The sequence below is a fragment of the Micromonospora sp. S-DT3-3-22 genome (assembly GCF_015354745.1).
Lineage (GTDB): Bacteria > Actinomycetota > Actinomycetes > Mycobacteriales > Micromonosporaceae > Micromonospora > Micromonospora wenchangensis.
The window spans coordinates 1-12120 of sequence record NZ_JACGMO010000017.1; the positions used below are offsets into that span (position 1 = coordinate 1).

Annotated in this window: 13 protein-coding genes; 3 read left to right on the forward strand and 10 right to left on the reverse strand. The window is 72.4% G+C overall.

Features of this window, described 5'->3' with window-relative positions:
• Positions 1-122: 122 nt before the first annotated feature.
• The 8 genes from H1A17_RS07200 to H1A17_RS07235 all read right to left on the reverse strand — a co-directional run bounded on the left by H1A17_RS07200 (position 123) and on the right by H1A17_RS07235 (position 8000).
• On the reverse strand, positions 123-779 hold the full coding sequence (locus tag H1A17_RS07200; protein WP_228543068.1) for a GNAT family N-acetyltransferase: 657 nt from the start codon (positions 777-779) through the stop codon (positions 123-125).
• A gap of 83 nt (positions 780-862) precedes the next feature.
• A complete protein-coding gene (locus H1A17_RS07205; protein WP_194821446.1) occupies positions 863-2344 on the reverse strand; it encodes an NAD(P)/FAD-dependent oxidoreductase in 1482 nt (493 codons plus the stop codon).
• A 17-nt stretch (positions 2345-2361) separates the two neighbouring features.
• Positions 2362-4191 (reverse strand): ABC transporter ATP-binding protein, encoded by a 1830-nt coding sequence (locus tag H1A17_RS07210; protein ID WP_309236718.1) that lies wholly within the window; start codon positions 4189-4191, stop codon positions 2362-2364.
• Entirely contained in the window at positions 4188-4958 is a 771-nt protein-coding gene (locus H1A17_RS07215) for a class I SAM-dependent methyltransferase (protein WP_194821447.1), read from the reverse strand. The genes H1A17_RS07210 and H1A17_RS07215 overlap by 4 nt, the downstream gene beginning before the upstream one ends.
• The gene (locus H1A17_RS07220; protein ID WP_145919106.1) at positions 4955-5521 is read right to left on the reverse strand and encodes a hypothetical protein; all 567 of its coding nucleotides are present in this window, start codon (positions 5519-5521) and stop codon (positions 4955-4957) included. Before H1A17_RS07220 ends, H1A17_RS07215 begins: the two co-directional genes overlap by 4 nt.
• The gene (locus H1A17_RS07225) at positions 5518-7404 is read right to left on the reverse strand and encodes an alpha/beta fold hydrolase (protein WP_194821448.1); all 1887 of its coding nucleotides are present in this window, start codon (positions 7402-7404) and stop codon (positions 5518-5520) included. The genes H1A17_RS07220 and H1A17_RS07225 overlap by 4 nt, the downstream gene beginning before the upstream one ends.
• A gap of 105 nt (positions 7405-7509) precedes the next feature.
• Positions 7510-7737 (reverse strand): hypothetical protein, encoded by a 228-nt coding sequence (locus H1A17_RS07230; RefSeq protein ID WP_145919108.1) that lies wholly within the window; start codon positions 7735-7737, stop codon positions 7510-7512.
• Between the two features lie 38 nt (positions 7738-7775).
• Positions 7776-8000, reverse strand: coding sequence for a hypothetical protein (locus H1A17_RS07235; protein ID WP_145919109.1), 225 nt, complete (start codon positions 7998-8000; stop codon positions 7776-7778).
• Between the two features lie 159 nt (positions 8001-8159).
• On the opposite strand from H1A17_RS07235, the gene H1A17_RS07240 reads away from it, so the two are divergent.
• Genes H1A17_RS07240 through H1A17_RS07250 form a run of 3 tightly spaced genes read left to right on the forward strand, consistent with a single transcriptional unit; the run spans position 8160 to position 10332 of the window.
• Positions 8160-8636 carry a helix-turn-helix domain-containing protein gene (locus H1A17_RS07240; protein ID WP_194821449.1) on the forward strand — a complete coding sequence of 159 codons (477 nt, stop codon included), beginning with the start codon at positions 8160-8162 and terminating at the stop codon, positions 8634-8636.
• A complete protein-coding gene (locus tag H1A17_RS07245; RefSeq protein ID WP_145919111.1) occupies positions 8626-9138 on the forward strand; it encodes a hypothetical protein in 513 nt (170 codons plus the stop codon). The genes H1A17_RS07240 and H1A17_RS07245 overlap by 11 nt, the downstream gene beginning before the upstream one ends.
• Before the next feature lie 15 nt (positions 9139-9153).
• Positions 9154-10332, forward strand: a complete 1179-nt coding sequence (locus H1A17_RS07250; protein ID WP_194821450.1) for an MAB_1171c family putative transporter — start codon at positions 9154-9156, stop codon at positions 10330-10332.
• 257 nt (positions 10333-10589) lie between these two features.
• Here the strand turns inward: H1A17_RS07250 and H1A17_RS07255 are convergent, their stop codons facing one another.
• Entirely contained in the window at positions 10590-11147 is a 558-nt protein-coding gene (locus H1A17_RS07255) for a dihydrofolate reductase family protein (protein WP_194821451.1), read from the reverse strand.
• A 108-nt stretch (positions 11148-11255) separates the two neighbouring features.
• Positions 11256-11765, reverse strand: coding sequence for an AAA family ATPase (locus tag H1A17_RS07260; RefSeq protein ID WP_309236719.1), 510 nt, complete (start codon positions 11763-11765; stop codon positions 11256-11258).
• Positions 11766-12120 lie beyond the last annotated feature (355 nt).

Sequence of the window (12120 nt, forward strand, 5' to 3'; positions counted from 1 at the left end):
GGAAGCCATCATCCGCTGGGCCGCGATCGCTGGCATGCTCGCCCGCCTCACCCGAGGCGGACCCGCCACCCGCCAACAACGCCGCACTCTCAACACACCCGACTGACAGACATGCGAAACGCTCACTGGCTCAGGCGTTGTTGCAGGACCTGGCCTGGCCATGATCCGGATGGCCTGGCAACGTCGAATGCCTCGGTCGCAGTGAAACCCTCCTTTTCGTAGTAGCGGACCAGCGCCCGGTCCGGGCCTGCGTAGCAGTCGACTCGTAAGAGGTCCACGCCGGCGGCCCCAGCGACCGTACGAGCGTGTTCGAGCAGCTGGCGGCCGATCCCGCGCCCGGCACAGGCCCGATCGGTCACCAGTAGCCGAACGTAGAGTTCAGGTTCCGTCGCGGGTGGCACGTAGTCCGGCGCTGAGCCGACGGCCACTGCGCCGACCACGATGTCCGTGCTGACCGCCACGTACAACTCCCTACCGGCGGCCATGCCCGAAATGGCAGCCGTGGACCGTGGGTTGGCGGAGTAGGGTTCGACTCCCCACTGCCCGGTGCGGCCTGCGGCGACCAGCCATGCGACTGCGCCGTCCATCAAGCCGACAACCGCAGACACGTCGTGTTCGTCTGCGGGGCGAATCGATACCTCACCGCAGCGCACATCCATGCCGGCATCATCGCAACAACCGACGCTCTTGGGGTGTTCGGTGATGTCGGCCAGCCGCAACCGGTTCGGGCCGTGGGCGGGTGCGCTCAGCCATCGCCTGTCCGGCGGTGCGGGCCTCATCGACCAGGAACCGGTACCCGAACTCCGGGTCGTCGCGGTGCCGACCGACGCCCGCCCGCCTCGGTCGACGCCGCCCGGACCGGTCAGCGTCCGCCGCGGATCAGGTCGAGGGGGGCGGTGCGGATGCCGAACTGCTGCCGCAGGGCGCGGCCGGCGGCGTGCAGCCCGGACATGCCGTGCACGGCCGGGCCGGGTGGGGTGGAGGCCGAGCAGAGGTACACGCCGGGCAGCGGGGTCCGGTACGGGTCCCAGCGGGCCGCCGGCCGCATCACCAGCTGCCACCCGGTGACCGCCCCGCCGGAGATGTCCCCGCCGACGTAGTTCGGGTTGTGTGCGCCGGCCTGCGCCGCCGGCACCACGTGGGTGGCCAGGATCAGGTCGCGGAAGCTGGGCGCGAAGCGTTCCACCTGGGCGATGATCTGGTCGCTGACGTCGCGTGGGGAGCCGTTCGGCACGTGCGCGTACGTCCAGAGCACCTGCTTGCCGGCGGGTGCGCGGGTCGGATCGACCACGCCGGGCTGCACCGCGAGCACGTAGGGGCGTTCCGGGTGCCGGCCGCGTACCACCGCGGTTTCGGCGATCCGGGCCTCGGCGGCCGAGCCGACCAGGTGCAGGGTGCCGGCGCGGGCGCACTCCGGCTCCGCCCACGGCACCGGCCCGGAGAGCGCGAAGTCGACCTTGCACGCGGCCCCGCCGTACCGGAAGGAACGCAGACTGCGCGCGTAGCCGGCGGGTAGCCGGTCGCCGGCGATGCGCAGCAGGCCGGCGGGGGAGACGTCGAGCAGGACCGTGCGGGCCGGCGGCAGTTGGGCCAGGTCGTCGATCCGGTCGCCGGTGACCACCCGGCCGCCGAGTTGCCGTAGCCGGTTCACCATCGCGTCGGTGATCGCCCGGCTGCCACCTGCGGGGACCGGCCAGCCGACCGCGTGTCCGAGGGTGGCCAGCAGCAGGCCGGCCCCGGCCGGGGCGAGCCGGCGCGGTGGGGCGATCGCGTGCGCCGCCACCCCGGCCAGCAGCGCGGCGGCCTCCCCGGTGCGGAACCGGGCCGCCGCGGCCGGGGTGCCCTGTTCCAGGGTGCGGAGCCCGAGCAGCAGGGCGGCGAGCGGGTCGCGGGGTACCCCGCGCAGGTCGGACATGGCCGTGTCGACCACTCCCGACCAGCGTCGGACCAGCGGCCCGAGCAGGGACCGCCAGGCCGCCCCGTCGGGACCCAGCCCCTCGGCGGTACGGTCCAGGTCCCGCCAGGCCAGCGCCGCCCGTCCCCCGTCCAGCGGATGGGCGTACGGGATCTCCGGCTGCAACAGCCGTACGCCGTGCGCGGTCAGGTCGAAGGCGCGGAAGAAGGGCGAGGCGAGGGCCATCGGGTGCACCGCGGAGCAGACGTCGTGGTGGAACCCGGGCAGGGTCAGCTCCTCGGTCCGGGTGCCACCGCCGGTGGTCCCGGCGGCCTCGTGAACCTGGACGCTCAGCCCTGCCGAGGCGAGCACCAGTGCGGCGGCCAGCCCGTTCGGGCCGGAGCCGACCACCACCGCGTCGAGCCCGCCGGCTGCCGTCTGTGCTCCCATGGTGTGCCCTCCCGCCCTCAGACCAACGCCTGTTCCGCAGCCAGGCTGGCGTAGAGCGCATCGGTGCGGACCAGTTCCGGATGCGAACCCACGGAACGGGCCGTGCCATTCTCCAGCACGACGATCTTGTCGGCGGCGAGGACCGTGGAGAGCCGGTGCGCGACCACGACCACGGTGGTCCGGCGGGAGATCTCCTGGATCACCTCGCGCAGGGCGGCCTCGTTGGCGGCGTCCAGTTGCGAGGTCACCTCGTCGAGCAGCAGCAGCCGGGGACGGCGCAGCAGGGCGCGGGCCACCGCGATCCGTTGCCGCTCGCCGCCGGACAGGGAGAGCCCCCGGTGCCGGATCGGGGCGTCCAGGTCACCGCCGAGCCGGTCCAGCAGGGTGCTGAGCCGGGTGGTCCGCAGCACCGCCCGGATCTCCTCGTCGGTGGCGCCGGGGGTGGCGTACGCGACGTTCTCCCGCAGCGTCCCGGCGAGCACCGCGACGTCCTGCTCGACGTACCCGATGGTGGCGCGCAGTTCGGCCAGCGGCCAGTCGGCCAGCGGCCGGCCGTCGACGAGGATCCGGCCCTGTTGCGGCTCGGTGAAGCGTTCGATCAGGGCGAGCACCGTGGTCTTGCCGGAGCCGGAGGGCCCGACCAGGGCGGTCAGCCCGCCCGCCGGCACGGTCAGGGTGAGGTCGCGCAGGGCCGGTTCGTCCCGGTCGGGGTACCGGAAGCTGACCTGTTCGAACACCACCTCCGCCGGTTCGGGAGCCGACCGCGCCCCGGTCGTGGTGGTCGGCCCGCCGGTTCCCGTCGGCCCCGTCGGCACCCCGGCTCCGGCCGTCGCCGGGACGCCGGCCCTGACCGGTGGCGCGGGGGGCAGGTCGATCGGTTCGGTGGGCAGTGCGTCGATCTCGGCGATCCGGGTCAGCGCCGCCCGCCCGATCTGCAGGTAGGTGCCGGCGCCGACGAGCTGCATCACCGGGTGGCTCAGGTAGGCCACGTAGAGCAGGAAGGCCACCAGCGCCGAGACCGGCATCGCGCCGCTGGCCACCCGTGCGCCGCCGACCCCGAGCACGACCAGGAACGCGACCTGGATGGCCAGGCCGGCGCTGGTGCCGGCGACCGAGCCCCAGCGGGCCAGGCTCACCCCCTGGCGGTACGCGGTCAGCGCCGCCGCGTCGATCCGGGCCGCCTCGGTGGCCTCGGTGCCGGAGGCCTTCATGGTGGTGAACGCGCCCAGCGCCCGTTCCAGGGCGGCGCCCATGTCGCCCACCGACTCCTGGGAGCGCAGCGCGGCGGCGCGGATGCGGGGCATCAACGACCCCATGATGATCACCAGGAGCACCACCACCACGGCGGTCACCCCGAGCAGGGTCAGGTCGACCACCGCCATCAGTGCTACCGCGCCGAGCAGCATGACGCCGCCGGTGAACAGGTCGATCAGGGACTGGCTGGCGATCTGCCGCAGCAGCATGGTGTCCCCGGCGACCCGGGCCAGCAGGTCACCGGGGGCCTGCCGCTGCAACGCCGGCACGGTCAGCCGCAGCAGGTGCCGGACCAGGCCGCGCCGCCCGTCCAGGGCGACCGCCTCGGCGGTCCGCAGGATCAGGTAGTTGCCGACCCCGAGCAGCACGGCGGCGATGATCACCAGCCCGGTCAGCACGACCAGCGCCCGACCCACCCCCTGACCGGCGGTGAGACTGTCGATCAGCGCCTTGGCGGCCAGCGGCTGGGCCAGCCCGAGCAGGCTGGAGGCGAGCAGCAGCACGGCGGCGGCCACGAACGGACCCCGGTGCGGCCGGACGTACCCGGCGATCATGCGCAGCCAGTGCCGCTCACCGGCGGCCGGGGTGCTCACCGGTCACCCGGGGCGCGGTAGACGGTGACGTACATCGGTTCCACGCCGGTGAACTCGGTGCCGGCCCAGTCGCTGTGCCGGGCCAGCCGGACCAGTCCGGCCTGCTCGGCGTACCCGTCGACCTCGTCGGGGGTGGTGAGCCGGCTCAGCTCCGAGGCGATCCGGGACCGGCCCTCGGAGATCCAGATGTGCGCCAGGTGCCAGATCCCGTTCGCCACGTCGATGGTGGAGTACGACAGCAGCCCGGTGTCCCGGCCCGGGTAGGGCACGAAGAAGGAGTCCCGGGCCCGGCCCTGGTTGAGCACGGCCAGCGCGAACTCCGGGTTGTGGGTCTCCACCACGAGGGTCCCGCCGGGGGCCAGCCGGGCGGCGGCGGCCTGCACGACCCGTTGCTGCTCCTGCGGGTCCAGCAGCATCGACAGGGTGCCGCAGACGCAGTAGACCAGCCCGTACCGGCGGTCGTCGGACCAGTCGCGGATGTCGCCGTGCACCGGCGTGACCGGGCGGGGCCGCTCGGCCAGGGCGGCCCGCAGCGCGTCGAGCATCTCCGGCGACGAGTCCACCCCGACGATCTCGCCGACCCGGTCGGCCAGCGGCAGGGCGATCCGGCCGGTGCCGACGCCGAGCTCCAGGGTGGGTGCTCCGCCGCCCGGGTGCAGGCCGGCGAGGTACGCGACGGCCGGCTCCGCCGCCGCCCCGCCGGGGAAGAGTTGGTCGTAGAAGTCGACGAACTGGCGTCCGTAGCCGCTGTCGGCGATCTCAGTCATCTCGGGGTGCCCTCCGGCAACGGTTCGAACGGGGAGACCAGCAGGTAGTCCGGCTGGTGGGATTCGTCGTAGCCGGCGCTGCGGGCGATCACGAACTGGAATCCCCGGGGTACGTCCGCGCCGGCGTACTGCCGGCGTACGGCGTGCGCGACGAAGTCCCGCAGCACCTCGTACGGCGCGGTGGCGGTGATCTCGACGCCGGGGGTGCCCAGGTGCACGATCAGGTCGGCACAGATGTCGAAGATCGCCTTGTCCTGCCGGCGTTCCGGGAACCAGACCACCTGCCGCCAGTGCCGGCGCGGGATGTGGGTGGTCTCCACCCAGCGGGTCTGCGCGCCGTCGGCGGTGAGCACCCGGTGCAGGACGTGGAAGTCGTGCTGCGCCGGTTCGGGGGCGAAGAAGCGCCAGTTGCCGATGAGCAACCCGGGTACGTCGTAGCGGCGGAACCGGTCGAAGACCTGTTGCGGGTGCTGGCTGAGCACGGTCACCCCGAACCAGCCGACCAGGCCGGCGGTGATCGCCGTGGTCAGTGGCCGCAGGTCGGAGCCGACCCGGCGGCTCATCGCCGGACCTCCGACCCCGGCGCGGTGACGTCGTCGACGAACGCGGTGAGGATCGTGACGACCTCCGCGGACCGGTCGGCGTCGGTGAGGATCTCGTCGTGGTCGGCGTCGGCGATCAGGTGCCGCTGCGCCCGGGGTGCCGCGGCGGCGAACTCGTCGTGCAGGTCGGCCTGGACGGCGTCGGCCCGCGCGGTCCGCCCGGCCGTCACCACCACCAGCGGTACGTCGATCCGGGGCAGCCCGGTGCTCTCATCCTCGAAGCGTTCCTGCACCACCCGCCACTCCCGCCGGGCGGCGGCCCACAGTTCCGGGTCGCGGTACTGGGCCAGGGCCAGCGGGCGGACGGACTCGGGCAGCCGGTCGATCCAGGGGGCCCGGGGCAGCAGCGAACCGAACCCGGCCCGCAACGAACCGGGCATGATGGCCAGGGTGCTGGTCAGCGCCCGGCCGCCCTCGGCCTGCCGCAGGGAACGGCGTAGTTCGGCGGGGTGGCTGGAGTCGACCAGGGCCACCCCGCGTACCTGTCCGCCGAGTTGTTCGGCGGCGAGCAGGGCCAGGTAGCCGCCGAGTGAGTGGCCGACCAGGACCACCGGGCGGTCGCCGGCCACGTGCCGGGTCAGCTCGACCAGGTCGTCGACCATCGTCTCGAACCGGTACTCCCCGGTGCCCCGGTAGCGGCTGGCACCGTAGCCGGCCCGCTGGTAGGTGACCGTGGTGAACCGGTCACCGAGCGGACCGGCGATCCGCTCCCAGTGCTCGGCGGTGGCGGCCATCCCGCTCTCCAGCACCACCACCGGCCCGTCACCGCCGGACCCGCCGGACCGCGCCTCAGCCCCGCCGGACAGCGGGTTGCCGGCGTACCGGTAGGACAGGACGTTTCCGGCGGCGGTGGTGACGGTGCGCTCGTCGCCGCGCCCCCGCTCGATCAGCCGACGCCGCCGGATCCGGGCGACCTGGCCGGCGGTGAAGAGCACCAGACCGGCGGTCGCCGCCACGGCGGGCAGGGTGTCGTCGCGCCGCACGCCGGCCGCGTCGCCGGTGCGTTCCCGGGGCCGGGTGGTGTACGCGACCGCCGGATAGGTGGAGGTGAACGCCCAGAAGAACCGGCCGAGCCCCATCACCCGCGCGTTGACCAGGTGAAACGCCCCGGCGGTGGCGAGCAGGTACGGCGCGGGACGACCCTTCGCGGCGTAGGCCAGCGGGAACGCGCACTCCATCGCCAGCACCCCGTGGGCGGCGAGTTTCGTCAACCGGGGGTAGCGGCGCATCAGCTGCCAGACCTGCGGGTCGCCGTAGGTGAGGGTCCGGGTGATGCCGGGCAGGGCACGTCCGCTGCGCCAGGTATCGCTGGGCAGCTTCGCCCAGCCGGAGACCGTGTACGACAGCACCGACTGCAGGGCGACGAACCAGAGGCAGGCGTCGACCACGGCGGGCCGGCGCTGGCCGGCGCGGGCGGCGGTGGTGAGCGCCTGGACCAGGAAGGAGACCTGGTCGGCGCCGTCGCTGCCGTAGAGGTGCTGGGCGTGCAGCGCGGCCTGGCTGCCGGTGAGCACCGCGTTCGCGGCGACCCGCTGCCGGCGGCCCAGCGGCAGCCAGAGCGCGGCCGCCGCGACGGCCCGGCTGACGTGCAGCGCGGTGGCCACCCGGTCGTTGGCGGCCAGGTCCAGGGCCCGGGTCAGGCGGGGGGCGTGCTCGTGGAAGGTACGCCGGTTCACCGCCCAGTTGTTCGCCCCGCCCCGCTGCCGGTCCCGGCGGCGGGTGAGGTATTCCAGGCTGGCGAAGAGGTGGGTCACCGAGCTGATCCGCTCGGTCCAGCTCAGCACGGCGGAGCGGTCGAACGTGGCGGGCGGCCGGAGCCGGCGGTGCCAGGGTGCTCTCTTCATGGGTCAGCGCTTCCTGATGGTGCGGGGAGGACCGGGCGGGACGGGTGGGCCGGTGGACCGCCGCGGCGGTCCACCGGCCCGGGTGCTGCTACCGCGATCGCGTCATCACTTCGGGACCGGCCGGGTCCCGCCGAGGTTGCGCCCGGCGACGTAGCCGGCGCCGAAGAGCGCCGCCACCGAACCGACCAGGCCGACGCCGGCCGCCACGCTGACGATGGTCGCCGGAGTGGCCAGCACCGGCATCCCGCCGACGTGGTTGCGTGCCTCGTCGCTGTGGATCGGGATGGTGGCGAGGGCGGGGTCCGCGTTCACCCTGTTGGCGAGAACGGACATGGATCACCTCCTGAACGGGGGTACGGGTTGTCGGGCGGCTACTTCGGCTGTGGCCTGGTGCCCTCGGCCATGTTGCGGGCGATGCCCACCATGTAGCCGGCGTGGAACGCCACGGCGCCGACGGCGACGCCGAGCGCCACCGCCGTCGGGGTGGCGAGCACCGGGGTGAGTCCGGCCAGCCCGTGGGCGGTCCGGTCGGCCTCGGTGAGCTCACCGAACATCTCCAGGGAGATGTCGTTGGTGTGGTCGACGAGTGCGGTCATCTGGTTCACCTCCTCCGGAAGCTCTCAGCCAGTGTGAAAGGCGGCGCGCACGCCGTTCATCTCAGCTAAAAATCATGAATCGCTAGGATGTCCGAGGGGGTCGCCGCCGTCAACCACGGGAAACGGGGTCCACCCGATCCGACGAGGGGAGGGCACCACATGGACCACCCGAGCACGGGCACCCTCGCCGAAAAGATCAACAGACTCTTCGAGGTGGTCCGCCGCCCCGACCGGGAGCAGTACCGCAACGAGGAGGTGGCCACCGCCTGCCGCGCGGCCACCGGGGAGAGCTTCTCCACCACGTACCTCTGGCAGTTGCGCAACGGCCGGCGGACCAACCCCACCAAGCGGCACCTGGAGGCCCTCGCCCAGTTCTTCCAGGTGCCGGCGGCGTACTTCTTCGACGACGAGCAGAGCGCGCGGATCGTCGAGGAGTTGGAGCTGCTCGGCGCGCTGCGCGACAGCGCCGTCCGGCAGATCGCGCTGCGTGCGGTCACCCTCTCCCCGGAGGGGCTGGACACCATCAGTGACATGATCGAAGCCATCGGGCGGCGGGAGGCACGCCGCGCCGGGCCGGCCGGCGTGCAGCTTCCCGGGCCCGGTACGGGCGGGCCGGTGGAGCGCGATGGCGGTTGATCGGGGCATGTGGCGCCGGTGTCAGCGGATCGTCGACGCGCTGTCGATCCCGACGCCGTTCGAGCCGACCCGGTTCGTCGACGCGCTGGCCCACCAGCGGGGCCGACCGGTCGAGCTGGTGCCGATGCCCGGTGGGGCCAGCCAGTGCGGCGCACTGGTCGCCACCGACCAGGCCGACTACCTCTTCTACGCCACCAGCACCACCCGGCTGCACCAGGAGCACATCCTGTTGCACGAGGTCGGGCACCTGCTCTGCGGCCACGTCGACGACCGCTCGCTGGCCACCCTGCCAGCCCTGCTGCTGCCGAACCTCTCCACCGACCTGGTCCGCCGGGTACTCGGCCGATCCGACTACTCGGCCGACCAGGAGCAGGAGGCCGAACTGGTCGCCTCGATGATCGCCCACCGCGCCCGCCGGGGCCCGACCGGCGGCACCGGCCCGGTCACCCCCGAGGTCGCCGACGGGCTGGCCCGACTCGGCTCGATCTTCGACACCGGCTGACCAGGGCCGGGCACCATGCTGACCTGGCTCAACTTCACCGCCCTGGCGCTCGCCGTCGTGGTCGCCGCCTACAAACTCGTCCCGGTACCCGGCCGTCGGCGTGCCGCCGGCACCCGCTACCTCTCCGCCTTCTTCCTGTGCATCGGCCTCGGCCTGGCGGTGATGGCCCACCCGGTCCTGATCGCGATCAGCCACGTCGAGCCCGTGCCGAACCTCAGCCGACTGCTCGGCAACGGCCTGGAGATGCTCGCCGCGTACTTCCTCGGCGCGCTCGGCCAGAGCATCGCCCGCCCCGCCGGCACCCGCCGCTGGCTGCGCCGGCACGGTGCCCTGCTGGTCGGCGCGGTCCTGGCGATGGCGGTGCTGCTGGCTTACGCCGACACCACCTTCACCCTGAACTTCGTCAACGCGTACTCACGGGATCCGGTCGTCGTCGGCTACCTCGTGGTCTTCTTCAGCTACATCGCGGTCTGCCTGACCACCTTCATCACCAGCGTGGGCGGCTACCTACGGCACGTGCCGGCCGGCGTCCTACGGACCGGGCTCAGCTTCGTGGTCACCGGCACCGCCCTGGGCATCGTCTGGGCGGCCTGGTCCGGAGTCCGGCCGGTGATCACCCTCCTCACCGGCCGGTCCCTGGCCACCACGCTGCCGATCGGCGCCACCCTGGGCTCGGTCTGCATGCTGCTCTGGCTGATCGGGGCGACCCTGACCGCCTGGGGCGACCGGATCACCGCGCCACTGCGCTGGCTGCGCGCGCTACACCGGCTGCGCCGGATCGACCCGCTCTGGCGGGCGCTACGGACCGCGCTGCCGCAGATCGCCCTCAACACCAGCGGCGGCTGGCCGCTGCCCGGCGCGGAGTTCGCGCTCTACCGCCGGGTGATCGAAATCCGCGACGCGCAGTTGACGCTGCGCCCCTACGCCCATCCCGACGTGCCCCGCTGGATCGACCCGGCAGCGGACCCGGCCACCGTGGAAGCGGCGGTGATCGCCGCCGCCCTCGTCGGACACGCGCACCGCCGGGACTACCGCGCCGAGCACCCGTTCCAGGACGTGGACGCCTCACTGGCCTCGGAGAGCGCCTGGCTGGCCCGGGTGGCCCGGCAGTTCGCCACCTCGACGGAGGTGGCCCGGGTCCGCCAACTCGCCGCCGCCGAAGCCACCAGGCCCCGGAACGCCGACCAGGCGTAGGCCCCTTGCCGTGGGGTTTCGGCCGGCCCGTGAGGCTGCGCGGTCCCTTCGCCCGCGTCAACCGTCGGCGGCCCCCAGGCACCGGCCAGAACCGACGGCCCGGTTTGCCGGAATGCCAGTGTGGCTGCCTGATCCCAAGACGCATCGCCACCGGCGACTGCCCGCACTGACCCAGCACCGTGAAGTGACCCCCTGAGACCGGACCTCCTCCTGACTTGGCATCCTGCCGGCTGTGGACGATCCCGGGACTCCGGTGATCAGTCTGCGCGGCGGTAATGCACGGCCACTACCCCATTGCGCATCGGCTTGGCCGAGAGCAGTTCGAGCCGGCGGGTGCTGGGCAGCCCGCCCTGGTACAGGGTCGGGCCGTGACCGGCGATCCGAGGCTGAACGAGCATCCTGTACTCGTCGATCAGGTCCAGCCGGTCCAACTCGGTCGCGAGGTTGCCGCTGCCGAGGAGGACCCCGTCCGGGGTTGCGTCCTTGAGCTTCTGCACGCCCTCGCGCAGGTCGCCGGCGATGTGGTGGCTGTTGGTCCACGGGAAGTCCGTGCGCGTCGACGACACCACGTACTTGGGTTTGGCCTCCAGCTTGGCCGCCCACTCCTGCATCGCCGGCGGTGCCTCCTGGTCACCGCGGGCGACGGCCGGCCAGGCGCTCTCCATCATCTCGTAGGTGACCCGACCCCACAGCATCGCCCCGGCCTCGTCCATGAGCCGGGTGAAGAAGGCGTGCGTCTCGTCGTCGGCGATCCCCTCCTGGTGGTCGGCGCAACCGTCCAGGGTGATGTTCAGACTGAAGGTAAGCAGTCCCATGACCGGCGAGTCTAACGCCGGTGACGCCACGGTCCGGGCGCGACAGGCAATTCGAGAACAACGCCGGAGGTAATGACAAGAGTCGTCTACCGACGAGGTGCTGTTACCTCACTGTGGTGACCGATCCGGCTCCGGCGGGTACGAGGTGGGCAGCGTCCCGTTCCCGGCAGATTGGTGCCCTTCCCTGACCATGCCTTCGATGGTGTCGGCCAGGTCGGAGACTCTCCGACGTCCGTCGAGTTCGATGGTGGCTCCCCGTCTGAGCAGTGGCTCGACGGTCTGGACGTAATGCGCGATCTCCGCCTGCTGTTCGGGCGTTCTTCCATAGGGGTTCGTTCGGCAGGTGACCCGTTGGAGAAGAACCTCCAACGGCGCGCTGAGCAAGACGATGTGGTGAAAGCGGTGGTAGAAGCGGACCTGGTTCTCCACCGTCCCGGACACGATCAGATCGCGGTACCGGTCAAGCAACCGGCTCATTCGCGGCTCGTCCCAGGTCCCGTCGGGCAGTTCCCAGCCGCCGTAGTCCGTATCGACAGTGCGGAAACCCCGCAGGCGAAGCTCGTCGAGGACCGTGGTCTTGCCCGCGCCCGACATGCCGGTCACCAGTACCCGTGCCACGTCCGTACGGTAGCGGGCAGCGCGACCGACGACAGGAACTCCTCGCGATCCACCGTGCGGTACGCGGATCGCATGACACGAGACCACGCCCTACCACCCAGACGGTTGCGGTGGTGAGCCCGTTGCTGACCGAGCCAACAAAGGCTCGCCGGGATCTGCGTCCGGATTGACCCCTGGACGCAGTGGCCCATGACGGACGCCCGGCCGGAACGGTGTGGCTGACACCAACGAACCCACACCACCAAGAGGATCCGAGTTACACCGTTCGTTCGACAGGCCCTAGGGTGGCGAGCGACCAGACACGAGCCAGCCAGTGGCAGGCTCCGGTGGCGATCGTGCCGTGGGTAACGCGGAT